General features: G+C 64.6%; 21 protein-coding genes. 11 read left to right on the forward strand and 10 right to left on the reverse strand.

The window, feature by feature from the left end; all coding sequences use genetic code 11:
• Positions 1–98: 98 nt before the first annotated feature.
• Together C7G42_RS16300 and C7G42_RS16305 are read right to left on the reverse strand one after the other, a co-directional pair.
• Positions 99–1616 carry an acetyl-CoA acetyltransferase gene (locus tag C7G42_RS16300; RefSeq protein WP_106949982.1) on the reverse strand — a complete coding sequence of 506 codons (1518 nt, stop codon included), beginning with the start codon at positions 1614–1616 and terminating at the stop codon, positions 99–101.
• Between the two features lie 117 nt (positions 1617–1733).
• A complete protein-coding gene (locus C7G42_RS16305; RefSeq protein ID WP_106949983.1) occupies positions 1734–2867 on the reverse strand; it encodes a nitronate monooxygenase in 1134 nt (377 codons plus the stop codon).
• A gap of 271 nt (positions 2868–3138) precedes the next feature.
• Between C7G42_RS16305 and yghU the strand changes: the two genes are divergently transcribed.
• Positions 3139–4014 (forward strand): glutathione-dependent disulfide-bond oxidoreductase, encoded by an 876-nt coding sequence (gene yghU, locus C7G42_RS16310; protein ID WP_106949984.1) that lies wholly within the window; start codon positions 3139–3141, stop codon positions 4012–4014.
• A gap of 115 nt (positions 4015–4129) precedes the next feature.
• Here the strand turns inward: yghU and C7G42_RS36345 are convergent, their stop codons facing one another.
• The 5 genes from C7G42_RS36345 to C7G42_RS16340 all read right to left on the reverse strand — a co-directional run bounded on the left by C7G42_RS36345 (position 4130) and on the right by C7G42_RS16340 (position 8468).
• Positions 4130–4855: an N-acetyltransferase gene (locus C7G42_RS36345; RefSeq protein WP_502694211.1), complete on the reverse strand. Its 726-nt coding sequence runs from the start codon at positions 4853–4855 to the stop codon at positions 4130–4132.
• 20 nt (positions 4856–4875) lie between these two features.
• Positions 4876–5493 (reverse strand): flavin reductase family protein, encoded by a 618-nt coding sequence (locus tag C7G42_RS16320; protein WP_106949985.1) that lies wholly within the window; start codon positions 5491–5493, stop codon positions 4876–4878.
• Between the two features lie 113 nt (positions 5494–5606).
• Positions 5607–6884: an acyl-CoA dehydrogenase family protein gene (locus C7G42_RS16325; protein ID WP_106949986.1), complete on the reverse strand. Its 1278-nt coding sequence runs from the start codon at positions 6882–6884 to the stop codon at positions 5607–5609.
• A 292-nt stretch (positions 6885–7176) separates the two neighbouring features.
• Entirely contained in the window at positions 7177–7557 is a 381-nt protein-coding gene (locus tag C7G42_RS16335) for a VOC family protein (RefSeq protein ID WP_199580941.1), read from the reverse strand.
• A 131-nt stretch (positions 7558–7688) separates the two neighbouring features.
• Positions 7689–8468, reverse strand: a complete 780-nt coding sequence (locus tag C7G42_RS16340) for an SDR family NAD(P)-dependent oxidoreductase (RefSeq protein WP_106949989.1) — start codon at positions 8466–8468, stop codon at positions 7689–7691.
• Between the two features lie 167 nt (positions 8469–8635).
• Here C7G42_RS16340 and C7G42_RS16345 point away from each other — a divergent pair, with 167 nt between their 5' ends.
• From C7G42_RS16345 to C7G42_RS16355, 3 genes are read left to right on the forward strand one after another with little or no spacing between them, the layout of a single operon-like run.
• A complete protein-coding gene (locus tag C7G42_RS16345) occupies positions 8636–9424 on the forward strand; it encodes an enoyl-CoA hydratase/isomerase (protein ID WP_106950447.1) in 789 nt (262 codons plus the stop codon).
• The gene (locus tag C7G42_RS16350) at positions 9421–10407 is read left to right on the forward strand and encodes a phosphotransferase family protein (RefSeq protein WP_106949990.1); all 987 of its coding nucleotides are present in this window, start codon (positions 9421–9423) and stop codon (positions 10405–10407) included. The genes C7G42_RS16345 and C7G42_RS16350 overlap by 4 nt, the downstream gene beginning before the upstream one ends.
• Positions 10408–10410: 3 nt before the next feature.
• On the forward strand, positions 10411–10788 hold the full coding sequence (locus C7G42_RS16355; RefSeq protein ID WP_106949991.1) for a DUF6285 domain-containing protein: 378 nt from the start codon (positions 10411–10413) through the stop codon (positions 10786–10788).
• Between the two features lie 110 nt (positions 10789–10898).
• On the opposite strand, the gene C7G42_RS16360 is transcribed toward C7G42_RS16355, so the two are convergent.
• Positions 10899–11678, reverse strand: a complete 780-nt coding sequence (locus C7G42_RS16360; RefSeq protein WP_106949992.1) for an enoyl-CoA hydratase-related protein — start codon at positions 11676–11678, stop codon at positions 10899–10901.
• Between the two features lie 213 nt (positions 11679–11891).
• On the opposite strand from C7G42_RS16360, the gene C7G42_RS16365 reads away from it, so the two are divergent.
• On the forward strand, positions 11892–13166 hold the full coding sequence (locus C7G42_RS16365) for an acyl-CoA dehydrogenase family protein (RefSeq protein WP_106949993.1): 1275 nt from the start codon (positions 11892–11894) through the stop codon (positions 13164–13166).
• 116 nt (positions 13167–13282) lie between these two features.
• Here the strand turns inward: C7G42_RS16365 and C7G42_RS16370 are convergent, their stop codons facing one another.
• Positions 13283–14860: a fatty acid--CoA ligase gene (locus C7G42_RS16370; protein WP_106949994.1), complete on the reverse strand. Its 1578-nt coding sequence runs from the start codon at positions 14858–14860 to the stop codon at positions 13283–13285.
• A gap of 271 nt (positions 14861–15131) precedes the next feature.
• Positions 15132–16004: an SDR family oxidoreductase gene (locus C7G42_RS16375; protein ID WP_106949995.1), complete on the reverse strand. Its 873-nt coding sequence runs from the start codon at positions 16002–16004 to the stop codon at positions 15132–15134.
• A 106-nt stretch (positions 16005–16110) separates the two neighbouring features.
• Here C7G42_RS16375 and C7G42_RS16380 point away from each other — a divergent pair, with 106 nt between their 5' ends.
• From C7G42_RS16380 to ppc, 6 genes are all read left to right on the forward strand, one after another.
• The gene (locus tag C7G42_RS16380; protein ID WP_106949996.1) at positions 16111–16920 is read left to right on the forward strand and encodes a crotonase/enoyl-CoA hydratase family protein; all 810 of its coding nucleotides are present in this window, start codon (positions 16111–16113) and stop codon (positions 16918–16920) included.
• A 158-nt stretch (positions 16921–17078) separates the two neighbouring features.
• Positions 17079–18623: an acyl-CoA synthetase gene (locus C7G42_RS16385; protein WP_106949997.1), complete on the forward strand. Its 1545-nt coding sequence runs from the start codon at positions 17079–17081 to the stop codon at positions 18621–18623.
• Between the two features lie 113 nt (positions 18624–18736).
• A complete protein-coding gene (locus C7G42_RS16390; protein ID WP_106949998.1) occupies positions 18737–19531 on the forward strand; it encodes an enoyl-CoA hydratase/isomerase family protein in 795 nt (264 codons plus the stop codon).
• A 183-nt stretch (positions 19532–19714) separates the two neighbouring features.
• Positions 19715–20119, forward strand: coding sequence for a YccF domain-containing protein (locus C7G42_RS16395; protein WP_106949999.1), 405 nt, complete (start codon positions 19715–19717; stop codon positions 20117–20119).
• Between the two features lie 138 nt (positions 20120–20257).
• Positions 20258–21343, forward strand: a complete 1086-nt coding sequence (locus C7G42_RS16400) for a rhomboid family intramembrane serine protease (RefSeq protein WP_106950000.1) — start codon at positions 20258–20260, stop codon at positions 21341–21343.
• A 1026-nt stretch (positions 21344–22369) separates the two neighbouring features.
• A complete protein-coding gene (gene ppc, locus C7G42_RS16405) occupies positions 22370–25162 on the forward strand; it encodes a phosphoenolpyruvate carboxylase (RefSeq protein ID WP_106950001.1) in 2793 nt (930 codons plus the stop codon).
• The last annotated feature ends 70 nt before the right edge of the window (positions 25163–25232 follow it).

The raw sequence follows: 25232 nt of genomic DNA on the forward strand, positions 1-25232 counted from the left end.
AGAGCCGGGGCCCATCTCTTTTTTGCCGTGCGCGTTTTGGGTCCCGGCTCTGCGGAGCGGCACTTCGCGCCGCACCGCGTCCGGGACACGTGAGCTCGCTACGCCACCCGCCACTCCGGCACGCCGTCCGCGGCCATCGTGATCGCGCCGAGCGATCCGACCGGCGTGCGCTCGATGTTCAGCAGATGCGCGAGCGTCGTGCTGTCGCCCGCGGGAATCCGCGCCAGCGTGCGCCGATCGTCCTGCGTCCGCAGCATCACCACGCCATGCTCGACCTCGCCGCCGCGGCCATAGAGCACCGTAAAACTCTCGACCTTGCCCTTGCCCGAGGCCTCTGCGGTGAACTCCGGCACCGCGCGCTTGTTGCGGTCGGCCTCTGCCTGCACGCTCGTCTCCTGCGCCATCGCCCCGCGCGGCGGCGTTTTCGCAACCACCAGCGCGTGATGCTTGGTGACGAAGCCCCCCTGGCCGTAGAGCAGGCCGAGCTTGGCGCCGTCGCGCACCCGCCGCACCATCGCGCAAGCCGCATGCGTCATGTAGGTGTTGAGCGGGGCGCCGAAGAAGGTGAGGCCGCCGGTCACGGTCGGCTGCACATCGGCGCCAAGGCCGAGCGTTCGCCGCGCCATCTTGGGCACGCAGGGGAAGCAACTGTAGAGCTCGATGGCATCGAACTTCTTGCCGTCACCGCCGTCAAGGTCCATCACTGCTTTCAATACCGCGTTCTGCGGGTGGCTCTCGTAGAACTGATCCCGCAGCAGATAATCGCGCGGCTCTTCAGCCGAGGCGCCGCCGAGCGGATAGACCAGCTTGTCTTCGGGAATACCGAGCGCACGCGCCTTGGCAAGGCTCGTCAGCAGCAGCGCGCCGCCCATGTTGACGCTGGGATTGGCGACCATCAGCTTGTTGTAGGGCCAGGCGATCAGGCGATTGTCCGCCGTCGGTGTCGTGATTTCCTCCGGCGCATAGCGCCGCTTCAGCCAGGCGTTGGGGTTTTGCGCGGCGGCTTCCGAATAGCGCGACCACAGCGTGCCTGATTCCGCCATCGCCTCGCGCGGCGTCTGGCCCCAATGCGCCGAGGAGGCGGCCTCGTAGAACGGATAGACCGTGACGGGCCGGAACACGCCGAGCTTCACCGCCAGCGGCTTCTGGAACGCCGCGCCGCGCTTGGGCTCCTCGACGTCATGGGCGAACGGCGTCCATGGCAGCGTGACGCCGGCGCGCTCCGCCTTGGTCGCGGTCGACTGCGCCTCGGCACCGCACACGGCTGCCACGGTGCATTCGCCGCGCGCGATGCGCTTTGCGGCTTCGTGGATGTAGCGGATCGGGCTCTCGCCGCCGACCGGTCCGTAATAGCAATGCGCGGGCATGATGCCGAGGCGCTGCGCCAACAGCTTCTCGGGATCGCGATAGCGCCAGCTCAGGAAGTTGACGACGTCGAGCGATTGCACTTCGCCAAGCAGCTTTGCTCCCGCGTCTGCTTCCGCACGCCGCAGCGCCTTTTCCAGCAGAACAAGCGGCTCGAGGCCCTCGGTGATTTCCTTGGGACGGTCGACGATCTCGCCGATGCCGACGATGACGGGGGTGCGGTCTTCGGGGATGTTGGTCTTGTCGGTCATGGCCTCAATTCACGGTCTCAGTTGTTTCGTCATTGCGAGCGCAGCGAAGCAATCCAGAATCGTTCCGCTGCGGCAGCCTGGATTGCTTTGCTGCGCTCGCAATGACGAGGTGAAAGACTATTCCGCCACCAGCGCATTCATGTGCTCGACGGCTTCGGCGAACTCTTCCTTGAACTCCTGCACCACGGCGCCGGCCGACTTCACGCTGTCGATCAATCCGACGCCCTGGCCGACGAAATAGCTGACGAGATCGCGCGCTTTCGCATTGCCGCTCGCGGCGGCGCGGTCGATCGAATTGAAGGCGTCGCGGCTGATGATGCTCTGCAGCGGCATCGGCAGCGCGCCCGGGCTTTCGGCCGCGCGGTCCCAGGCATCGGTCCAGACCGAGCGGAGCTGCCGGGCCGGCTTGCCGGTGCGCCCCTTCGAGCGCACCGCGTCGCGCGAGGACGCAGCGATCATCTTCTCGCGGAAGATCTCGCTGGTCTCGGCTTCCACCGTCGCAAGCCACACCGAACCGGTCCAGGTACCGGCCGCGCCCATCGCCATGCAGGCCGCCATCTGCCGCCCCGTCATGATGCCGCCGGCCGCCAGCACCGGCACGTCGCGGATCGGCTTGATCGCCTTGATCACCTCGGGCACCAGCACCATGGTCGAGACCTCGCCGCAATGGCCGCCGGCCTCGGTGCCCTGCACCACGAGAATGTCGACGCCGGCTGCGACCTGACGCAGCGCGTGTTCCTTGGCGCCGACGAGGGCTGCGACCGGGACGCCGTGCCTCTTGCCCATCTCGATCATCGCCTTCGGCGGTACGCCGAGCGCATTGGCGATCAGGCGGATCGGATGATTGAAGGACACTTCGAGCAGCTGCAGCGCCGTCTTTCCGTCGAATGGCTGCGGCTGATCGGCCGCCACCTCCGTGGTCGTCAGCTCGATATCGTATTTCTTCAGGAGCTCGCGCGTATAGGTGCGATGCTCCTGCGGCACGCGCGCTTCCAGGCTCTTCCAGGTGACGTCCTTCTCACCCGATGTCGAGATATTTTCGGGAATGAGCACGTCGATGCCATATGGCTTGCCGTCGACGTGGTCGTCGATCCATGTCAGCTCGCGCTCGAGCGTATCGGGTGTGTGCACGGTGGCGCCCAGCACGCCAAAGCCGCCTGCGCGGCTGACGGCGGCGACGACATCGCGGCAATGGCTGAAAGCCAGCAGCGGGAACTCTATGCCCAGCATGTCGCAGATCGGCGATTTCATGGCTCTCTCTCCGGCGGCCTACGTGTTTTCGTTGCTTTCGCTGCCGAAGCAAAGTGGCGCTGGCAGATGGATGACATGCCGGATTCGACAAGGCATCTTGTGTGCAGGCGTCGCTCGCTGTCCACGGCCGCGGCGTCGCGGAATGGCGGGGCAGAGGGCTGCCATGACGAAAAAGCTGCGCTGTCGCGCCGGTCAATGCGCTGGGCGCCCTTGTCATTGGCCATCCCGGGGCTAATTAATGCAGGCGCATCTTTCCGCCGGAGCCCCTCTTATGACCGACACCCCCGCCTACGTGCCGCCCAAAGTCTGGACCTGGAACAAGGAGAATGGCGGGCAGTTCGCCAGCATCAACCGTCCGATCGCCGGTCCCACCCACGACAAGGAGCTGCCGGTCGGCAAGCATCCCTTCCAGCTCTATTCGCTGGCGACGCCGAACGGGGTGAAGGTCACGGCGATGCTGGAGGAGCTTCTGGCGCTCGGCCACAAGGGCGCCGAATATGACGCCTGGCTCATCAAGATCGGCAATGGCGACCAGTTCGGCAGCGGTTTCGTCGATATCAACCCGAACTCCAAGATCCCTGCGCTGATGGATCGCTCCGGACCCGAGCCGGTCCGCGTGTTCGAATCCGGCTCGATCCTGTTTTACCTCGCCGAGAAGTTCGGCGCCTTCCTGCCGAAGGACATCAAGACCCGTACCGAGGCGATGTCCTGGCTGTTCTGGCAGATGGGGAGCGCACCCTATCTCGGTGGCGGCTTCGGCCATTTCTACGCCTACGCGCCGTTCAAGATCGAATACGCCATCGATCGTTTCGCGATGGAGGTCAAACGCCAGCTCGAAGTGCTCGACCGGCGCCTTGCCGACAACGAATATCTCGCGGGCAAGGAGTACACGATCGCCGACATGGCGGTGTGGCCCTGGTACGGCGCGCTCGCCAAGGGGCTGGTCTACGGCGCCGGCGAATTCCTCTCGGTGCAGGACTACAAGAACGTGCAGCGCTGGACCGACCAGATCGCGCAGCGCCCCGCCGTGAAGCGTGGCCGCATGGTCAACCGCGTCTCCGGCGATCCCGCCAGCCAGCTCCATGAGCGCCACGACGCCAGCGATTTCGAGACGAAGACGCAGGACAAGGTCGCGCCGGCGACGTAGGTGCGTAGGGCGGATTAGCCGTAGGCGTAATCCGCCATTCCTCGTGCCGTATGCGTCCGGCGGATTACGCTAGCGGACTGCGCTTCGCGCAGCGGCGGGCTAATCCGCCCTACGATCAATCCGGCAGCATCTCGCCGGAGCCGCCGAGATCTGCCGGCAGGTCGGCATATTTCGGCAAGCCATCACGGACCGACACCATCTTGCTTGCGTAGTTGGCATGCAGCGTCGGCTGGTGCACATATCCCTTCAGCAGATTGGCGTAGACGTCAATCAGTCGCATCCGCGGATGCTCGGTCATGACGTGGCCGCCGCAGCGTTTGCAGAATTTTCGGTAGGAATGCTCGGTCTTGTTGAACGTCCCGAGGTCTGCCTCGCCTCTGATGATGCGCACACTGTAAGACTTCCACAGGCTGAAGGCGTTGATCGGCGCCGCCGACCACGCCTGGCAGTCCGCGCAATGGCAATAGCCTGAAAACACGGGCTTGCCCGTGACCTCGACCTCGACGGCTCCGCAGAAGCAGCCGGCGCGATAGCTCGCCTGCGGCTCCGCATGGGCGTTCTCACCCGCGGCGAGGAGATCGTCGTATTCAGGATTCTTGCGCATGAAGTTGCGGATGAAGTCGCACTCGACGGAGAGCTTGCGCCCCTGCGCCCGTACCGCATCCAGCGTGGCGCGGCCGAGCTTCGAGCCAATGCCGCGGCCGCCGAGCTCCGGCGGCACCTCGGTGTGCACCAGCGTGATCGCGCCATCGGTCTTGCGGTATGTAACCAAGGCGATGGGCCCGTCGACGTCGAGTTCGAACCGGCTGCGTTCTTCGTTGTCGCGAAAGGCTTCCGGCATCATCCTGCTCCCTGGTTCGGCTATTTGGTCTTCACACCCTCCGCCGCCGGAAACACCACGCGGTCGTCGGTGCGGCAGTAGCGGTCGGCGAACATGCGGCCGATCGGGTGATAACGGTCCATGTGCACCCGCATCGCCTCGTCGTCCCACAGCTCGTCGCGGATGTGGAAGTGGAGACCCTCGCCCATGATCAGTTTGCGATCGTCGTTGACGTCGATCAGCTTCCAGAGCTTGCACTCCATCGCCCAGGGCGCGTCGGCGAGCCGAGGCACCGCGATCTTGCTTGAGGGGGCGAGCTTCAAACCGAGATAATCGGGCTCGCCGATCTCAGGCGGAAAATCGCCGCTGCTCTCATGCATCGCTTTTGCCAGGGGCTCGTCGGCCATGTTGACCACGAACTCGCCGGTCCGCTGGATGTTGAGAAAAGTGTCCTTGTCCTGTCCGTTGGGCTTGCGGTTCGCTGCGAACATGCACAGCGGCGGATCCTCGCAGAAGGCGTTGAAGAAGCTGAACGGGGCCGCGTTGACCACGCCGGTCGGTCCGATCGTGGTTACCCACGCGATCGGCCGCGGCAGGATGAAAGAGGTCAGCACCTTGTAGCGCTCGCGTGGCGTCAGGTCGCTGGCGGCGTACTCCATGGGGGCTCCTGAGAAAGTCGTCATTGCCGGGCTTGACCCGGCAATCCATCAATCCTGAAGAGATGCTTCCTTCGATGGATGCGCGGGTCAAGCCCGCGCATGACGAGTTGAGATCACGCCATGCTCAGCTCGTGGCGGCCGACCACCATCCAGTGCACCTCGTCCGGACCATCCGCGAAGCGCAAATGACGCACGTCCTGGTACATTTCGGCGAGCGGGGTCCAGTGCGAGATGCCGGTGGCGCCGTGCATCTGGATGGACTGGTCGATGATCTTGCAGGCGCGCTCGGGCACCATGGCCTTGACCATGGAGACCCAGACGCGGGCCTCCTTGTTGCCGAGCACGTCCATCGCCTTGGCTGCCTTCAGCACCATCAGCCGCATCGCCTCGATCTCGCAGCGCGCCTGCGCGATGATCTGCATGTTGCCGCCGAGATGCGCGATCTTCTTGCCGAAGGCCTCGCGGGTGAGGCCGCGCTGCACCATCAGATCGAGCGCCTTTTCGGCCTTGCCGATGGTCCGCATGCAGTGATGGATGCGGCCGGGGCCGAGGCGGAGTTGCGAGATCTCGAAGCCGCGGCCTTCGCCGAGCAGAATGTTCTCCTTGGGCACGCGGACATTGTTGAAGCGCATGTGCATATGGCCGCGCGGGGCGTGGTCCTGGCCGAACACATACATGGGCCCGAGCACCTCGACGCCGGGCGTGTCGCGCGGCACCAGGATCTGCGACTGCTGCTTGCTCGGCGCCGCATCCGGATTGGTCTTCACCATCACGATGAGGATCTTGCAGCGGGGATCGCCAACGCCGGAAATGTAGTACTTCTCGCCGTTGATCACCCATTCGTCGCCGACCAGTTTCGCCGTAGTCGAGATGTTCTTGGCGTCGGAGGAGGCTACGTTCGGCTCGGTCATGACATAGGCCGAGCGGATCTCGCCGTTCATCAGCGGCTTCAGCCACTTCTCCTTCTGCTCCTTGGTGCCGACGCGCTCCAGCACCTCCATATTCCCGGTATCAGGCGCCGAGCAGTTCATGGTCTCGGAGGCCAGCGGGCTCTTGCCGAGCTCGGACGCGATATAGGCGTAGTCGAGGTTCTTCAGGCCCTGTCCGGTCTCGTCGTCGGGCAGGAAGAAGTTCCAGAGGCCTTCCTGCTTGGCCTTGTTCTTGGCCTTCTCCAGCACCTCGAGCTGCTTCGGCGTGAAGCTCCAGCGGTCTTCCTTGCCTTCGCCGGCCTTGGCGAACTCGATCGACATCGGCTCAACGGTGTCGCGGATGAAATTCCTGACGTGGTCATAGAGCGGCCGGACCTGGTCCGACATGCGGAGATCGTTCAGCTCGTCGCCGGGATTGAGGGTGTAGTTGGTGGTGCGGGGAATGTAGGTGTGTTTTGTCATTGTTCCTCCCGGGGACGCTGAGATCGTTCTGGCCGCAAGATAGTCGCAGCCCGGCCAAAGTGCGAGCGCGCATTTTCCGGCGCAGAGCCGTGCCACGCGATGGAATATCGCGAGGTGTTTGAAATGTTGTTTGAATGGTGGGGCGCGGACGTGAGGTGGATAGCATGCGGACCGGTGCCCAGGATCCCGTCATTGCGAGCGCAGCGAAGCAATCCAGAATCTTGCCGCGGGGCCAGTCTAGATTGCTTCGTCGCAAGAGCTCCTCGCAATGACGAGGAGAGTCCGGCATACCTCAGTTCGGCATCCGATGCATCGCGCAGATCTTGTTGCCGTCGAGGTCGCGCAGATATGCGAGATAAAGCTTGCCACCCGGACCCTGGCGCACGCCCGGCGGATCCTCGATCGATTTTGCGCCGGCCGCGAGGCCAGCCGCGTGCCACGCATCGACCTGCTCCGGCGAGTTGCAGGCAAAGCCGATGGTGCCGCCGTTCGCACAGGTTGCCGGCTCGCCGTTGATCGGCTTCGACACCGAGAACACGCCGGTCTTGGTGATGTAGAAGATGCGATGGCCGTCGACCCTGGCCGGGCGCACCTCGAGCGTGCTCAGCAGATTGTCGTAGAACGTCTTGGCCTTGTCGAGATCGTTGGTGCCGATCATGATATGCGAGAACATTTGCCCATTCCCTTCTGCGCTGACAAAACGAGAAGCCGTAGGGTGGGCAAAGCGCAGCGTGCCCCCCACGACATTCGAAAAGTGCTTGAGGTGGCACGACGCAAGCGCGCCTTTGCCCACCCCAAGAAGTCTCAAAACGCGGTATAGCCGCCGTCGATCACGAACGTATCGGCGGTGTGATATGACGACGCCTTGCTCATCAGATACACAGCGATGCCGCCGAAATCGGAGGCTTCGCCGAAGCGCCGCATAGGTATCCGCGGCATCACGTTGGCGACGAATTTTTCGTTGGCCATCAGGCCTGACGTCATGTCGCTCTTGATCCAGCCGGGAAGGATCGCATTGGCGGTGACGCCGTGGCGCGCCAGCTCGACGCCGAGCGCGCGAACCAGCGCGTTGATCGCGGCCTTTGTCGCCGCATAATGCTCGTTGCGCGCGGTGCCGAAGATCGAGGCCAGGCTCGAGGTCGCGACCAGCCGGCCGAAGGGATCTCCGGCATTGGCGCGCTCGGTCATGTGCCTGGCCGCGGCCTGGAACGCGTGGAACACGCCGTCGAGATTGGTCGCAAACATCGTGCGCCATTCCTCCTCGGTGCGCTCGATGAACGAGCGCCGGCCGCCGCCGCCGATGCCGGCGTTGGCGAAGCAGCCATCGACCCGGCCGAAAATGTCGAGCGTCGCCTTCATCGCGGCATTGACCGAAGCCGGATCGGTGACGTCGCAGACGCGGGCATCGACCTTGGCCGACAGGCCGGCCATGCTTGCGGCGGCCGCCTTATTCTTGTCCGCATTGCGGCCCCAGATCGAGACATTGCAGCCCTGGGCGGCGAGCGCCTGCGCGATGCCGAGGCCGATGCCGCCATTGCCGCCGGTGATCACGGCAACGCGGCCGGAGAGGTCGAAAAGGTTCATGCGCGTTTCCTGTCTTTAGCGTCTGCGGCGCATCAGCCGCTGCGCGCAAGATTGCTTGCTATGCTCCGATCACCATGGACAAGACCGCGCCAAAAATCAAATATGCGCCCCGGCAAAAGGAATTCCGGCCTGCGAAACTGGCGTGGGCCGCAACGCACGAGGAAACCATGCAGTTCAAACACGTCACGCTCGATTTCGATGGCGCGGTCGCGATCCTCAAGCTCGACCATCAGGAGGTGATGAACGCGGTCTCCGTGGACATGCTGGGCGGCCTGTCCGAAGCACTCGATGCGATCGAGGAGAAGAAGGACGAGGTGCGCTGCGTCGTACTGACCGGCGCGGGTCGTGCCTTCTGCACCGGCGCCAATCTGCAAGGGCGCAACAACCAGTCGAAGAAGACCAAGGCCGGCATGACGCTCGAGACCGGCTTTCATCCCTTCCTGCGCCGCATCCGCAATCTGCATTGCCCGATCGTCACCGCGGTCAACGGCCCGGCCGCAGGTGCCGGCATGAGCTTCGCGCTGCTCGGCGACATGATCCTGTGCGCGCGGTCCTCCTACTTCCTGCAGGCTTTCCGCCGCATCGGCCTCGTGCCGGACTGCGGTTCGACCTGGCTGTTGCCGCGCCTCGTCGGCCGCGCCCGTTCGATCGAATTATCGTTGATGGGCGATCGGCTGCCGGCCGAGAAGGCGCTGGAATGGGGCCTCGTCAACCGGGTCTATGACGACGGCGTGCTGATGGAGGAGGCGATGAAGCTTGCGCGCGACCTCGCCAGCGGCCCGACGGTGGCGCTGTCGTTGATCCGCAAGCTCTATTGGGACAGCCCGGAGAATTCCTTCGAGGATCAGCTCAACCTCGAATTCCAGTGCCAGCTCCGCGCCGGCGACACCCAGGATTTCCGCGAGGGCGTCGGCGCGTTCCTGGAGAAGCGGCCCGCGCAGTTCAAAGGCAAATGATCGAGGCGGAGCTTTCACGCAGCGTCCGGCGCTGGTGCAAGGGCGCGACCGGCGTCACCGGCGCTGCCAAGCTGTCGGGCGGCGCCAGTCAGGAAACCTGGCGCTTCGACATCACGCATCCCGACGGCGCGATCGGTGCGATCCTGCGCCGCTCGCCGAAGGGGTATGGCGCGGCGCCCACACGCGCGGCGGGCCTTGCCGCCGAAGCGCAGCTGATGCAGCTCGCCTTCGAGGCCAGCGTGCCGTCGCCGCGCGTGATGCATGTGCTGGTGCCGGAGGACGATCTCGGCACCGGCTTCATCATGCAGAGGATCGAAGGCGAGACCATCGCGCGCAAGATCCTGCGCGATGATGAATATAAGGCGGCGCGGCCGCATCTGGCGCGGCAGATCGGCGGCATTCTCGCAGGTCTCCATCGACTGCCTAAGGACAAGCTGCCGGAGCTGCGCAGCCGCGGCGCGAGCCAGGAGATCGCCGAGTTCGAGCGCGATTATCGCAGCCTGAACTGGCCCAAGCCCGTGTTCGAGCTGGCGCTGCGCTGGCTGCGCGACCATGATCCCGGCCCGTCAACGGAAACTACGCTGGTGCACGGCGATTTCCGCAACGGCAATCTCATCATCGGCGCCGACGGCGTGCGCGCCGTGCTCGACTGGGAACTCGCCCATCTCGGCGATCCCATGGAGGATCTCGGCTGGGTCTGCGTCAATTCCTGGCGCTTCGGCGAGATCGACAAGCCCGTCGGCGGTTTTGGCACACGCGAAGACCTGTTCGCGGGTTATGAGGCCGTGGGCCGCAAGGTCGATCCCGCGCGCGTGAAATTCTGGGAAGTGATGGGCACGCTGCGCTGGGGCATCATGTGCGGCGGCATGATGCAGCGCTTTCGCGAGGGGCCGGACCATTCCATGGAGCGCGCGATGATCGGCCGCCGCGCCAGCGAAACCGAGATCGATCTATTGCGGCTCTTGGCGCCGCGCGGGAGCTGAGACATGCAGGACGAGCCGACCCCGATCGAGCTGACGAAATCGGTCGCCGATTTCCTCCGCAACGATATCACGCCGCTGATCTCCGGCCACCAGGCCTTCAAGCTGCGCGTCGCCATCAACATCCTCGACCTCGTCACGCGACAGCTGACGCGGGAGGAGGGGAGCGATGCTGCGGAAGTGGAACGATTGCGTGCGCTGCTCGGTGCGGACGGCTCGGTGACGGAACTCAATCGCGCACTCGCTGAACGCATCGCGAAAGGCGAGGTGGACCTTTCAACGCCCGGCCTTGCCGAGCACCTGTGGGCAACCACGATGGACAAGCTCGCCGTCGATCAGCCGAACTACGCGTCGTACAAGCGGGAGCTGGGGCGAGGCGGGTAAAGCTCTATCCTTGTCATTGCGAGGAGCGTAGCGACGAAGCCATCCAGACCGCCACCGTGGAAAGATTCTGGATTGCTTCGCTGCGCTCGCAATGACGGCGGAGCGACTGCCTACTTCCCCACCCATTTCGGCGGCCGCTTCTCCGAGAACGCCTTCGGTCCTTCGATGTAATCCTGCGAGGTCACCATCGCCTGCACCGCCGGGTACTCGCGCTGCTCCGCCATCGCCTGCTCCAGCGAGACGCCGAGCCCCTTCTGGATCGCCTGCTTCGAGGCCCGGATCGACATCGGCGAGTTCTTGGTGATCATGTCCGCCCAGCGCAGCGCGCCCGACAGCGCATCGCCCTGCGGCACCACCTCGTTGACGAAGCCAAGCTCAAAACCCTCTTTGGCGCTGACGTGGCGCGCCGTGAGGATCATGCCCATGGCGCGCTTCAGCCCGATCTGCCGCGGCAGCCGGTGCAGGCCGCCGGCGAGCGCGGCAAGGCCGACACGCGGCTCAGGCAGGGCGAAAGTCGCATTCTCCGAGGCGATGATGAGGTCGCAGGCCAGCGCGATCTCGAAGCCGCCGCCCATGGCGACGCCGTTCACTGCCGCAATGATCGGCTTGTCGCAGTCGAAGCGCGCGGTGAGGCCGGCAAAGCCGCCCTTGTCCCAGCCGCGCTTTCCTCCCGCCGCCTGCCACTTCAGATCGTTGCCGGCACAGAACGCCTTGTCGCCGGCACCGGTGACGATCGCGACCCACTGCTCGGCATCCGCGGAGAAATCGTCGAACACCTTCTGCAGCTCGAAATGCGCATCGGTGTGCAGCGCGTTGTAGACCTCGGGCCGCGACAGCGTGACGATCGTGATCGGCCCCTTGCGTTCCACCTTGGAAAATTTCAGCTCCATCGCGCGCTCCCGCATTTTCTCGTGAAGGAATATCAACGTCATACTACCGTGCGCCAATGCCTGCGCACTATCGAATTGCGCCGACGGGCCTTGCGTGTGCCACACGTCTCGCTTCGCTTGACTTGCGCGTGCTCTTCTCAGCTTAATCGCACGAAGCGGAAACGCGCCTAGCGCCTTAACGCAAAACGACAAAATCAATCCGGGAGAGAACCTGTGGATTTCTCACTGCCAGCCGATCTCGTCACCTATCTCGGGGAGCTCGATCGTTTCATCGAACGCGAGATCAAGCCGCTGGAACAGGTCGACGACAACATCCGCTTCTTCGATCATCGCCGCGAATGGGCGCGCACCGATTTCGAGAACGACGGCCTGCCGCGGCACGAATGGGAGCAGCTGCTGCGCAAGGCCAAGGACCTCGCGGACGCCGCCGGTCATCTGCGTTTTCCCGTGCCGAGGCAATATGGCGGCAAGGACGGCTCCAATCTCTGGATGGCCGTGATCCGCGAGCATTTCGCTGCGAAGGGGCTCGGCCTGCACAACGATCTCCAGAACGAGCATTCGATCGTCGGCAATTTCCCCGTCGTCACCATGCTCGACCGCTACGGCCGCGACGATCAGAAGGCGATGATCGACGGCTCGATCAAGGGCAAGTACCGCATCACGTTTGGATTGACCGAACCCAATCACGGCTCCGATGCCACCCACATGGAGACGCGCGCGGTGCCGGCGACCCGCGACAACGTCAAGGGCTGGATCATCAACGGCGAGAAGATGTGGACCACCGGCATGCATGTCGCCACGCATTGCGCGCTGTTCGCACGCACCAGCGGCAATGACGGCGATGCCCGCGGCATCACCTGCTTCCTGGTGCCGGCCAAGAGCCCCGGCGTGAAGGTCGAGGAGTACATGTGGACCTTCAACATGCCGACCGATCATCCCCGCGTCAGCTTCACCGATGTGTTCGTCCCGGACGATGCGCTGTTCGGCGAGGTCGGCCGCGGCCTGTCCTTGGCGCAGTGTTTCGTGCACCAGAACCGTATTCGCCAGGCCGCGAGTTCGCTGGGCGCGGCCGTCTATTGCATCAACGAAAGCGTGAAATATGCGCGTGAGCGGAAACCGTTCGGCCGGGCGCTCGCCGAAAACCAGGCGATCCAGTTCCCGCTGGTCGAGCTCGCCACGCAGGCCGAGATGCTGCGCCTGCTGATCCGCAAGACCGCCTGGGAGATGGATAAGCTCACCGAGGAGCAGATCGAGCGCACGCTCTCCGACCGCGTCTCGATGTGCAACTACTGGGCAAACCGTCTCTGCTGCGAATCCGCCGATCGCGCCATGCAGGTCCATGGCGGCATGGGCTACTCACGCCACAAGCCGTTCGAGCATATCTATCGTCACCACCGCCGCTATCGCATCACGGAAGGCAGCGAGGAGATCCAGATGCGCAAGGTGGCGGGATTCCTGTTCGGGTATATGGGACCGGGGAAGCATTAGGGCCGGCACGGCTGTCGTAGGGTGGGCAAAGCGAAAGCGTGCCCACCACTTCCCGCAGACGTGAAAGAAGGTGGGCACGGCGCTTTGCGCCTTTGCCCACCCTACGGCACCGCGTATCAATTCACCCGTCGATCCTTCCCCGCCCAATGCGGTTCCCGCAACTGCCGCCGCAGAATCTTGCCTGAGGGATTCCGCGGCAGCGCCGGCAGAAACTCCACGCTCTTCGGCGTCTTGAACCCGGCGATGCGCGTCCGGGTGAAGTTGATGATGTCGGTCTCCGTGGCTTCCTTGCCCGGCTTCATCACCACGACCGCCTTCACGGCCTCGCCCCATTTGTCATCGGGCACGCCGATCACGGCGGCCTCGGCGACGTCGGGATGATCGCACAGCGCGCTCTCGACCTCGGCGGGGTAGATGTTCTCGCCGCCGGAGATGATCATGTCCTTGATGCGGTCGTGGATGTAGAGATAGCCGTCCTCGTCCATGTAGCCGGCATCGCCGGTGCGCAGCCAGCCGTCGCTGCGCAAGGTCGCGGCGGTCGCCTCCGGCAGATTCCAATAGCCCGCCATGTTCGAGCCCGAGCGCGTCGCGATCTCGCCGACCTCGCGCGGCGGCAGCGGCTTGCCGTCCACATCCAGGATTGCCAGCTCGATGCCGGGCAGCGCCTTGCCGGCCGAGCGCATCCGCTCCAGCCCCTCGACGTGATCCTCCGGCGGCAGCGCGACGATGGTGCCGGTGGTCTCGGTCATGCCGTACATCTGCACGAAGCCGCATTTGAAGACTTCGATGCACTCCTTCAGCAGCGCCGCCGGTATCGGCGAGGCGCCGTACAGCATGTATTTCAATCGTGAAAAGTCCACCGTCCTCGCGCGCGGCTGCCGCACCACGAACTGCATCGCCGCCGGCACCATGAACAGTTTCGTGATGCCGGACTGCTCGAAGAAATCCAGCACCTTGGTCGGGTCGAACTCGCGCGCGATCACGCCGCGGGCGCCGTGATAGAGCCCCATCACGCCCCAGCCGGAGCCGCCGATATGGAAGATCGGCATCGCCACCAGCGACACGTCGTCGGTCGACCACCGGTTCCATTCCGGCTTGTCCTCGGCATTGCCCGTCTGCACCAAATTGAGGAAGTTCGCGTGGCTCAGCATCGCGCCCTTCGGCTTGCCGGTGGTGCCCGACGTATAGAGCTGGATCGCGATGTCCCTTGTGTCGATCGGTACCCTGGGATCGTCTCCGCTCTGCGCATCGCGCCACGCCGTGAAATCCTGCCATTCCGGCGCGCCGCCCTCGGTGGTGATGACAGTGCGCACGCTCGGCAATTCATCCTTGATCTGGCGGACCTGCGTGATGAATTCCGGCCCGACGAAGAGCACCGGCGCCTTGCAGTCGCCCACAATGAAGGCGACCTCGGGCCCCGCGAGCCGCCAGTTCACCGGCGCCATCACCACGCCGGCCTTCATCGCGCCCATCAGCAATTCGAAATAGAGGTCGCTGTTCTTGCCGAGATAGGCGATCCGGTCGCCGTGTCTGACGCCCATCGCAATCAGGGCGTTCGCGACCTTGTTGGTCTTGACGTCGAATTCGGCAAAGCTGGTGAGGCGGCCCTCGAACTCGTAGGCGATGGCATCGCCGCGGCTCCTGGCGCGCTCGCGCACCATGTCGGCAAGAGTTGCCAGTGGCTGTGTGGACATGTTTCTCCCGTGGGCGTTTTGTTTTTATGGCGGGGAGTTTGGGGTCAATTGAGGGGGAAGACAAGATGAGGGTTACGCTGTCGTCCCGGACAAAAGCAGTCTCGTGTCCCGGACGCGCTGCAGCGCTCTTGCGCTGCTGCGCAGAGCCGGGACCCATGCAGAGTGTGCGGAAGGAGAGATGGGCCCGGCTTAGCAGCGCACCACGCCGCTCCGGACGATGCTTCGCATCGCCGGGGGCGTGCAGCACTGCATCGGGGGCACGAGGCCGCGACTATCCCCGCTTCGCGCGATCCTTCTCGTTCTGCGCCATGATGCTCTCGCGCGCGGTCTTCCAGTCGTCGTCGCTCCAGTCGCGGAGCTGGTAGAAATTGCCGCCCATGGCGAGCGCCTGGGCGCCGTCCATGGCGATGGTCTCGCCGTTGATCCAGTCGCAGCCGCCGGAGATCAGGAACACCGCGAGGTTCTGCAACTCCTCCATGGAGCCGACTCGGCCCATCGGGTTCATCGCCTTGGTGCGCGCGCCAGCCTCGTCGCCCGGCTTGATGCGCTTGCTCATGCCCTCGGTCGGGATTTCGCCGGGCGCGATGGTGTTGAGGCGGATGCCGTAGCGGCCCCATTCGGTCGCGAGCGACATCGTCATGGCATGGATCGCCGATTTGCTCATCGCCGACGGCACCACGTAAGGCGAGCCGTTGCGCACCCAGGTCACGGTGATCGAGACGACGTTGCCGGACTGCTTGTTCGCGATCCAGCGCTTGCCGACGGCCTGCGTCACGTAGAACGTGCCGTGCATGACGATGTTGGCGACCGCATCGAAGCCGCGCGGCGACAGCTCCTCGGTGCGCGAGATGAAATTGCCGGCGGCGTTGTTGATGAGGTCGGTGAGGCCGCCGTCGCGGAAGATGGTCTCGACCATCTCCTCGACCGCGAGCGCGTTGCGGATGTCGACGCCGTGGCTGGTGACGCGGCCGCCGTACTCGGCCATCAGCTCGGTCGCGGTCTCGTCGCAGACGATCTTGCGACGGCCGCAGATATGCACTTCGGCGCCGAGCTGGAGGAAGCGCGCCGCCATCGACTTGCCGAGACCCGTGCCGCCGCCGGTTACGAGAATGCGCCGCCCGGCCAGAAGATTTTCCTTGAACATGGCTGTTTCTCCCGTACGGATTGTCAGTTAATTGGTCGATTGACTAAAACCGGCTGACGGCGTCCTGTAAAGCCGCAAACCGACACGAACAGGGGAGAATTCGTCCATGGAAGATCGCGTCTCGATCTCGATCTCGGAAGGCGTGGCTGACGTGCGCCTGGTGCGCGCCGACAAGATGAATGCGCTCGATCAGGCGATGTTCGAGGCCCTTGTCGCGGCTACCGAGCGGCTTTCGAAGGACAAGAGCGTGCGCGTTGTCGTGCTTTCCGGCGAAGGGCGCGCGTTCTGTGCCGGCCTCGACATGGGACGTTTTGCCGCCATGAAGGAAAAGGGCGGCAACGGAATTCCGGGTGGCGAAAATCGCGATCTCACCAAGCGGACCCACGGTCAGGCGAACTTCCCGCAACAGGCGGTGTGGGGCTGGCGCCAGCTTCCGGTTCCGGTGATCGCCGCGATCCAGGGCGTTGCGTTCGGCGGCGGCTTCCAGCTCGCACTCGGTGCTGACATGCGCTTCCTCACCCCCGATGCGCGGATGTCGATCATGGAAATCAAGTGGGGCCTCGTGCCCGACATGGCGGGCACGCCGATCCTGGCTTCGCTGGTGCGCGACGACATCCTGCGCGATCTCACCTACACCGGACGCATCTTCTCCGCGCAGGAGGCGATGTCTTACGGCCTCGCCACGCGCATCTGCGACGATCCGCGCGCGACCGCGCTCGAGGTCGCGCGCGAGATCGCGGGGAAAAGCCCCGATGCGATCCGCGCCGCCAAGCGTCTGCTGAACAATCTTTCGGTCGATCCGGGTCCAGCCTTGTTCGCGGAATCGGTCGAGCAGCAGAAGCTGATAGGCAGCGCCAACCAGACCGAAGCGGTGCGCTCGAACCTGGAGAAGCGCGCGGCGAAGTACGCGGATTAGTAACTCCCCGTCATTCCGGGGCGATGCGTAGCATCGAGCCCGGAATCTATACCCCCGGCTCGTGGTTATGGATTCTCGGATGCGCAATTGCAGATCCCGGAATGACGAGTGAGATTGTGGCGATAGTGTTCAACCCGACGAAAGATCGGACAACAACAATGAGCGAAACGTCCCATTTCCTCGGCATCGTCTCCGGCGAGCGTCGCCGCTCCCACACCGAGGTCGCAACCCGCGCCGACCGTATCGCCTCGGGCCTCGCCAGGATCGGCGTCCGCCAGGGCGATTGCGTCTGCATGCTGATGCGCAACGACATCGCCTTCCTGGAGGCCGCCTATGCCGCGATGCGGCTCGGAGCCTATGGCGTGCCAATCAACTGGCACTTCAAGCCGGAGGAGATCAATTACATCCTTGGAGATACCGGCACGTCGGTGCTGATCGGACATGCCGACATGCTGCACGCCCTGCGCGACGCGATTCCGGCAGGCGTCACCGTGCTCAGCGTGCCGACACCGCCGGAGATCCTGTCCAACTACAGGATCGATCCCGATCATCTGAAGACGCCGGACTTCGCCGTCGATTTCGAATCCTGGCTGGCACAATTCCAGCCCTATGACGGCCCGGTCGTGCCGCAGCCGATGAACATGATCTACACCTCGGGCACTACGGGCCATCCCAAGGGCGTGCGTCGCAACGCGCCGACGCCGGAGCAGCAGGCGGCCGGCGAGCGCATGCGTGCGATGATCTATGGCCTCAAGCCCGGCGCCCGTGCGATCCTGCCGGGCCCGCTGTATCATTCCGCGCCGAACTCGTTCGGTATTCGCGCCGGCAAGCTCGGCGGCGCGCTGGTGCTGATGCCGCGCTTCGAAGCCGAAGAATTCCTGGGGCTGATCGAGAGCTACAAGATCGACACCATCTTCATGGTGCCGACCATGTTCATCCGCCTGATGAAGCTGCCGGAGGCGGTGCGCAAGAAGTACGATGTCTCCTCGCTGCGCCACGTCATCCACGCCGCAGCGCCGTGCCCGGCCGACGTCAAGCGCGCCATGATCGAATGGTGGGGGCCGGTGATCTACGAATTCTACGGTTCGACCGAATCCAGCGCGGTGACGTTCGCCACCTCGGAGGATGCGCTGAAGAAGCCCGGCACCGTCGGCAAGATTTCGCCCGGTGCGGAGCTGCGCTTCCTCGGCGATGACGGCCGTGTGCTGCCGGCCGGCGAGATCGGCGAGATCTATTCCCGCATGGCCGGAATGGCCGACTTCACCTACCACAACAAGCCGGAGAAGCGCGCCGAGATCGACCGCGACGGTTTCATCACCTCGGGCGATGTCGGCTACATCGACGAGGACGGCTACGTCTTCATCTGCGACCGCAAGCGCGACATGGTGATATCGGGCGGCGTCAATATCTACCCGGCCGAAATCGAGTCCGTCCTGCATGCCGTACCGGGCGTGCACGATTGCGCGGTGTTCGGCATCCCCGATGCCGAGTTCGGCGAGGCGCTGATGGCCGTGGTGGAGCCGCAGGCCGGCGTCAGGCTCGACGCCGCCGAGGTTCGTGCGAGATTGAAGACGTCGCTCGCCGATTACAAAGTTCCAAAACACATCGAGATCCGCAGCGGCCTGCCGCGCGAAGATTCCGGCAAGATCTTCAAGCGCCGCCTGCGCGATCCCTATTGGGAGCAGGCGGGGCGGAAGATCTGAAGAAGTGCCGTAGGGTGGGCAAAAGCGCGTAGCGCTGTGCCCACGAGTTAGAAGTGGTGGGCACGCTTCGCTTTGCCCACCCTACGAGACCAGGGGACAAGGAGACATTTGTCATGACCGACGCCGCCAACGAAGTCCTCTACACAGTCGCCGATCACATCGCGACCATCACGCTGAATGCGCCGGAGCGCATGAACACGATCTCCGGCCCGATGCTGAACGATCTGGCGCGGCTCCTGACCGAAGCCAACGAGGACAGGGACGTCCGCGTCGTGATCCTCACCGGCAAGGGGCGGGCGTTCTGCGCCGGCCTCGACCTGCGCAAGGAGCGCGACGGCAACGGCCTCAGCGCGGCGTCCTCGCCGACCACGATCAACCTCCGCAATACGCCGCCGACGGTGTTGCAGGCGATGGACAAGCCGACCATTTGCGCCGTCAACGGCGGCGCGGCGGGCTACGGCATGGACACCGCGCTCGGCTGCGACATCCGCATCATGGCGGAATCGTCAAAGCTCGCCGCCGCCTTCGTCAAGCGCGGCGTGGTGCCGGAATCCGGCGGCACCTGGCTGCTGCCGCGCATGCTGGGCTGGGCCAAGGCCTCCGAACTGATCTTCACCGGCCGCACGCTGAGCGCCCGCGAGTGCCTGGAATGGGGCCTCGCCAACGAGGTCGTGCCGGATGCCGAGCTGATGCCACGCGCCACTGCGATCGCCCGGGAAATCGCCGCCAACGCGCCGCTTGCCGTGCAGGCCTCCAAGCGCATGATGCGGATGGGCCTCAACGAGAACTTCCACGACCACGTCCACCACGTCTATCTCCAGCTCCTGCCGCTGTTCAAGACTCAGGACATGGCCGAGGGCATGAAGGCGTTCATGGAAAAGCGGGAGCCGAAATTCGAGGGGCGGTAATCCTGTAGCCCGGGTGAGCACAGCGATACCCGGGACGGTGAGAGTTAGGTCCCGGATGTCGCGGAGCCTGTCATCGGACGGCGCTTCGCGCCGATCCGTTGGCTCATCCGGACTACCCGGCCGTCTTAGCAGAGACAGATTTCGTGCCTATATGAACGGGATCATCCACCTCCGGATCATCCCATGTCTCCCGTTTCCATGCTCCTCAACATCCTCTGGATCCTCTTCGGCGGCGCCTGGATGGCGTTCGGCTGGGTGATCGCCGCGGTCATCATGGCCATCACCATCGTCGGCCTGCCGTGGGCGCGGGCGGCGTTCAACATCGCCGTCTACACGCTGCTGCCGTTCGGCTCGCGTGCGGTCAACCGCTACGACGTCACGGGTATCGAGGATATCGGCACCGGCGCGCTCGGGGTGATCGGCAACATCATCTGGTTCGTGCTCGCCGGCTGGTGGCTGGCGCTCGGGCACCTATTGACCGCGCTGGCACTCGCAATCACCATCATCGGCATTCCCTTCGCCTGGGCCCATCTGAAGCTCGCGGGCATCGCGCTTTGGCCGATCGGCAAGGTGATCGTGCCGGCGTAGGATGAAGCCGGAGTAGCGGAAGCTTGCCGTACGAAACAAGCCTTTCGATGCGGCCGGAGCCAGCGCACGTGCTGGAGTAGCAATTTACGATCGGCTCGGGTAGGTTGCGGTTCCTGTCCCCGCCGCTTGCGATCTGCCATGCCTGCCAATCGTGCCAGTTTCTTCGAAGTGCCCCATGCCGCCATCTACACGCTGATGACGGTGACCGTCCTTGCGTCCGGATTCTGTTTCATCCAGGCTGGCGGCCCGTCGGCGTCGGCGGAATTGCTCTATCGCTATGGCGGCATGTACGCGAGCGCTATCGCCCGGCACGAATACTGGCGCCTGCTCGCCTATGGCTTCCTGCACGTCAATTTCGTCCACCTCACCATGAACATGTTGTGCCTGGTGCTGTGGGGCGCACATCTGGAGCGGCGGATCGGGCCGTCCTATTTTCTCATCGTCTATCTCTGCGCGATGGTGTTCGGCGCCATCATCGGCAACGGCATCCATGCCACGCCTTATCTCACGGTCGGCGCATCCGGCGCGACGTCCGGCATCCTCGGCGCGTTGCTGTGCCTGTGGATCCTCGGCAAGCTCGAGGTCGGTTTCGACTTCTTCGCGATCAATATCGGGTTGAACATCGCATTTGCATTCGGGAATTCCCGCATCGACTGGGGCGTCCATCTCGGCGGTTTTGCGGCCGGGCTGATCGCCTGCGCCGTGCTGGACCTGATCGAGAAAGCGAGTCCTTACGTACTTCGCTGCAAGTTTCCGGAAGCGGTGAAGGTCGATCTCACGCTACTCGCTTGTTCGGCCGCGCTATGGACCTGGAGCGGCCAGGCCCAGGCCTTTGCGCCCCGCTTTTCCGGGTGGAGCTTGATCCTCGTCGTCGTGGTCGCATGTTGTGCCATCGTGAAGATCGTCGATCTCGCATTGTCGATGAAAAAGGGCCTGGCGATCGTCGTGATGGTGCTGGCCGCAGCAAACGCTGCCGCGGTGATGCTCGGCGGTTGGGCGCTGGGGTCGTCTTGCAGCCCGCGCTGGCCGACGGGAATCGTCCCACTTGATAATTTTCTCGCCATGTTCTGTCCCAACGCCGTCCTCATCTCGGGTCTCGCGGCGGTCGGGGCCGCTGCGGTCACGCTTTGGCTCTGTTCGAAGGAGATATCGCGGGGGATCGAGGACGTGGGATTTGTCGGCACCTCGTTGCTTACCGAACGCAACAGGCGTCATGGACTCTGACCGGCTCGTAGGATGGGTAGAGCGCGAGCGAAACCCATCAACCCGTCCGTCGAAGACGAGCATGATGGGTCGCAAAGGCTCGACCCATCATGCGCGCTGTCGGTCCGCTCTCAACCACTTGCGCTATCGACGGCCAAAACACACCGCATTCAGGTCAAGGGACGTCGCTGCAAAATATTCTGATTGACCGAAATTATTGTTTCGGCTAAACCGCATTCCATCCCGGCCCGTCAAGGGGCGTTTCGCGATCGTCACGATACGCAGGCCGGGATGCGATGGACGCGGCAGCGCCGGCGCGTGAGGTGATGGCAGGGCGGGCGACCCCCCGTGAGCCATCGCGATCCGCGGCACGACACGGCGCGGTTACAGCGTTTCGTTTCGGCGTCGGGGGCGAGCACGCGCGAGCTTCCGACTGTCCGGGGCGGGACGTCCGCGGACGGCAAAAGCGTGTGGTCCCGACGCCCGCAGGCTGGCGTCAAGGCTTGCGGTGGTGTGAGTTGCCCGACCGGGCGCGCGCATCAGTGATCCGCAAGGCGACGGGGGCAATAGTGCACCGCTCCCCGGGGAGAGCGCGCCATAAGCCGTAACACCATCGCGCAGGGAAGGCCGGGCGACCGGCAACACCTGTGGTCAACCCCGCGTGCGTCTTTCGCGTGCGGACCCTGGGTTCCAGCCGGCGCCCGGCCTTCCCTGCGCCCTTGTTCTCGACGAGGGCGAAACGGACATCAAAGCTCGGGCGGAATATGCCGCGAGATCGCGAAGGCGTGTTTGTAGAAATTGAGAGTGTCCCGTGCCCCCGACGCAGCGCCGCGCTCCTTAGCGATGCGCTGCAGAGCCCAGATTGAGGCAGGGAAGTCGTGGCTCTTGGGTCCGGCTCTGCGCAGCAGCGTTGCACGCTGCGGCGTCCGGGACACGAGCAGGACCGGCACTGTGCGACGCCACCAAGTTCATCTTGCACTGCGGCAGAAAAATATCGCACACTCGCCCAGCCGGGCATCCAAGCGAGCTCGAACCAGGGAGCGAGCCATGTCCCTCCAGACCGTACCAGCCGACAGCACCGAACCGCGCGCCAACCGTCCCGAGGATGTCCAGGCGCTGGAGGCCGACGTCCGGCTGCGGGACGACATCCGCCTGCTCGGACGCATCCTCGGCGACACCGTACGCGACCAGGAGGGCGCCGATGTGTTCGACCTGGTCGAGCGCATCCGCCAGACCTCGATCAGGTTCCACCGCGACGAGGACCGGCTCGCCCGCCGCGAGCTCGAACAGATCCTCGACAGCATGTCGACCTCCGAGACGGTGCGGATCGTCCGCGCCTTCAGCTATTTCTCCCACCTTGCCAACATCGCCGAGGACCAGAACAACATCCGCCAGATGCGGGCACGCAGCGCCGGCAAAAGCACCGGCGTGCTGGCCGAGACGCTGGCCCATGCCAAGGCGGCGGGCATCGGTCCCGATCAGCTCCGCAGCTTCTTCAAGTCAGCGCTGGTCAGCCCGGTCCTGACCGCGCACCCGACCGAAGTCCGCCGCAAGAGCACCATGGACCGCGAGATGGAGGTCGCAGGCCTGCTCGACCGCCGCGAGCGCGTGGCGCTGACCGCGGAGGAGATAGACGCCAGCGACGAGCAGCTGCGCCGCGAGGTGCTGACGCTGTGGCAGACCAATCTCTTGCGCCGGACCAAGCTCACCGTGCTCGACGAGGTCGCCAACGGCCTGTCGTTTTACGATTACACCTTCCTTCGCGAGGTGCCGCGGCTGGTCGACGCGTTGGAGGACCGGCTGGAGGAGGGCGGCGAGCAGGCCGCCTCCGAGCTCGCCTCGTTCCTGCGCATGGGCAGCTGGATCGGCGGCGACCGCGACGGCAATCCCTTCGTCACCGCCGACGTGATGCGCGGCACGCTGCGGCTGCAGTCGAGCCGGGTGATGCAGTTCTATCTGGAAGAGCTGCATGTGCTCGGTTCGGAGCTGTCGATCGCGGCCCATCTTGCCGATGTCTCCGAGGAGCTGCGCAATCTCGCGGAGCGCTCGCCGGACACCTCGCCGCACCGGAGCGGCGAGCCTTATCGTCTCGCGGTCTCCGGCATCTACGCGCGCCTGACGGCGACGGCCGAAATGCTTCAGGTCGAGATCACGCGCCGGCCGGTCGGCAAGGGCGCGCCATATGCGAGCGTGAAGGAGCTTCAGGCCGATCTCGACGTGCTGCACCGTTCGCTGATCTCCAACAACGCCCGCGTCATCGCGCGCGGCCGGCTGCGTCTGCTGCGCCGCGCGGTGGACTGCTTCGGCTTCCATCTGGCGCGGCTCGACATCCGCCAGAATTCGGCGGTGCACGAGCGCACCATCGCCGAACTGATGGACGCCGCCAATCCCGGCATGTCCTATCTCGCGCTCGGCGAGGACGCCCGCATCTCGCTGCTGACGAACGAGCTTCGCTCAACGCGCGCGCTGGTCTCGCCCTTCGTCAAATACAGCGACGAGACCATGGGCGAGCTCAACGTCTTCCACGCCGCCGCCGAAGCTCATGCGAAGTTCGGCTCGGACGCCATTCCCCAGTGCATCATCTCGATGTGCAAGGGCATGTCCGACATGCTCGAGGTCGCGGTGCTCCTGAAGGAGGTCGGCCTCGTTCATCCCTCCGGCCGCAGCGCGATCAACATCGTGCCGCTGTTCGAGACGATCGAGGATCTGCAGGCCTCTAGCGCCATCATGGATCGCATGCTGTCGCTGCACGATTACCGCCGCCTGGTCGACAGCCGCGGCAGCGTGCAGGAGGTCATGCTCGGCTATTCCGACAGCAACAAGGACGGCGGCTTCGTCACCTCGGGCTGGGAGCTCTACAAAGCCGAGATCGGCCTCGTCGAGGTGTTCGAGCGGCATCACGTGCGCCTGCGCCTGTTCCACGGCCGCGGCGGCTCGGTCGGCCGCGGCGGCGGTCCGAGCTATGACGCCATCATCGCCCAGCCCGGCGGCGCCGTGAACGGCCAGATCCGCATCACCGAGCAGGGCGAGATCATCTCGTCGAAATATTCCAACGCAGAAGTCGGTCGCAACAATCTGGAGATCCTCGCGGCCGCGACGCTGGAGGCGAGCCTCTTGCATCCGCGCCAGAGCGCGCCGCGCCGCGAATATCTGACGACGATGGACGAGCTGTCGAACCTCGCCTTCAAGGCCTATCGCGGCCTCGTCTACGAGACCGACGGCTTCGTCGATTATTTCTGGTCCTCGACCGTCATCAACGAGATCGCGACGCTGAACATCGGCAGCCGCCCGGCCTCGCGCAAGAAGACCCGCGCGATCGAGGATCTGCGCGCCATCCCCTGGGTGTTCTCCTGGGCGCAATGCCGCCTGATGCTGCCGGGCTGGTACGGCTTTGGCAGCGCGGTCGAGCAGTGGATCGCGGAGCATCCCGACAAGGGCATGCCGTTCCTCAAAGAGCTCTACAAGGAATGGCCGTTCTTCCGCATGCTGCTCTCGAACATGGACATGGTGCTGGCCAAAAGCTCGATCGCGATTGCGTCACGCTATGCCGAACTGGTGCCGGACGAGGCCTTGCGCGAGAAGATTTTCGGCCGCATCCGCCGCGAATGGCATTCCTGCATCGAGACGCTGCTCGACATCATGGGGCAGGACCGGCTGCTGCAGGGCAATCCGCTGCTGGAGCGCTCGGTGCGCCATCGCTTCCCCTATCTCGATCCGCTCAACCACGTGCAGGTCGAGCTGTTGAAGGAGCACCGCGCGCAGAACCCGGACGAGCAGGTGCTGCGCGGGATTCAGCTGACGATCAACGGAATCTCGGCGGGCTTGCGGAATACGGGGTAGGGCAACGCCGCGACCACGCCCTCAGTCGTCATGGCCGGGACAAGCCAGGCCATGACGAGGATGAGAGAGC

It is taken from the genome of Bradyrhizobium sp. MOS003 (genome assembly GCF_003020125.1).
In the GTDB taxonomy this organism is placed as follows: Bacteria; Pseudomonadota; Alphaproteobacteria; order Rhizobiales; family Xanthobacteraceae; genus Bradyrhizobium.

What these genes read in the sequence shown, in the direction of transcription:
- C7G42_RS16300 (WP_106949982.1), bottom strand. Translation starts at nt 1,616, where the DNA reads ATGACCGACAAGACCAACATCCCCGAAGACCGCACCCCCGTCATCGTC.
- C7G42_RS16305 (WP_106949983.1), bottom strand. Translation starts at nt 2,867, where the DNA reads ATGAAATCGCCGATCTGCGACATGCTGGGCATAGAGTTCCCGCTGCTG.
- yghU (WP_106949984.1), top strand. Translation starts at nt 3,139, where the DNA reads ATGACCGACACCCCCGCCTACGTGCCGCCCAAAGTCTGGACCTGGAAC.
- C7G42_RS36345 (WP_502694211.1), bottom strand. Translation starts at nt 4,855, where the DNA reads ATGCCGGAAGCCTTTCGCGACAACGAAGAACGCAGCCGGTTCGAACTC.
- C7G42_RS16320 (WP_106949985.1), bottom strand. Translation starts at nt 5,493, where the DNA reads ATGGAGTACGCCGCCAGCGACCTGACGCCACGCGAGCGCTACAAGGTG.
- C7G42_RS16325 (WP_106949986.1), bottom strand. Translation starts at nt 6,884, where the DNA reads ATGACAAAACACACCTACATTCCCCGCACCACCAACTACACCCTCAAT.
- C7G42_RS16335 (WP_199580941.1), bottom strand. Translation starts at nt 7,557, where the DNA reads ATGTTCTCGCATATCATGATCGGCACCAACGATCTCGACAAGGCCAAG.
- C7G42_RS16340 (WP_106949989.1), bottom strand. Translation starts at nt 8,468, where the DNA reads ATGAACCTTTTCGACCTCTCCGGCCGCGTTGCCGTGATCACCGGCGGC.
- C7G42_RS16345 (WP_106950447.1), top strand. Translation starts at nt 8,636, where the DNA reads ATGCAGTTCAAACACGTCACGCTCGATTTCGATGGCGCGGTCGCGATC.
- C7G42_RS16350 (WP_106949990.1), top strand. Translation starts at nt 9,421, where the DNA reads ATGATCGAGGCGGAGCTTTCACGCAGCGTCCGGCGCTGGTGCAAGGGC.
- C7G42_RS16355 (WP_106949991.1), top strand. Translation starts at nt 10,411, where the DNA reads ATGCAGGACGAGCCGACCCCGATCGAGCTGACGAAATCGGTCGCCGAT.
- C7G42_RS16360 (WP_106949992.1), bottom strand. Translation starts at nt 11,678, where the DNA reads ATGGAGCTGAAATTTTCCAAGGTGGAACGCAAGGGGCCGATCACGATC.
- C7G42_RS16370 (WP_106949994.1), bottom strand. Translation starts at nt 14,860, where the DNA reads ATGTCCACACAGCCACTGGCAACTCTTGCCGACATGGTGCGCGAGCGC.
- C7G42_RS16375 (WP_106949995.1), bottom strand. Translation starts at nt 16,004, where the DNA reads ATGTTCAAGGAAAATCTTCTGGCCGGGCGGCGCATTCTCGTAACCGGC.
- C7G42_RS16380 (WP_106949996.1), top strand. Translation starts at nt 16,111, where the DNA reads ATGGAAGATCGCGTCTCGATCTCGATCTCGGAAGGCGTGGCTGACGTG.
- C7G42_RS16385 (WP_106949997.1), top strand. Translation starts at nt 17,079, where the DNA reads ATGAGCGAAACGTCCCATTTCCTCGGCATCGTCTCCGGCGAGCGTCGC.
- C7G42_RS16390 (WP_106949998.1), top strand. Translation starts at nt 18,737, where the DNA reads ATGACCGACGCCGCCAACGAAGTCCTCTACACAGTCGCCGATCACATC.
- C7G42_RS16395 (WP_106949999.1), top strand. Translation starts at nt 19,715, where the DNA reads ATGTCTCCCGTTTCCATGCTCCTCAACATCCTCTGGATCCTCTTCGGC.
- C7G42_RS16400 (WP_106950000.1), top strand. Translation starts at nt 20,258, where the DNA reads ATGCCTGCCAATCGTGCCAGTTTCTTCGAAGTGCCCCATGCCGCCATC.
- ppc (WP_106950001.1), top strand. Translation starts at nt 22,370, where the DNA reads ATGTCCCTCCAGACCGTACCAGCCGACAGCACCGAACCGCGCGCCAAC.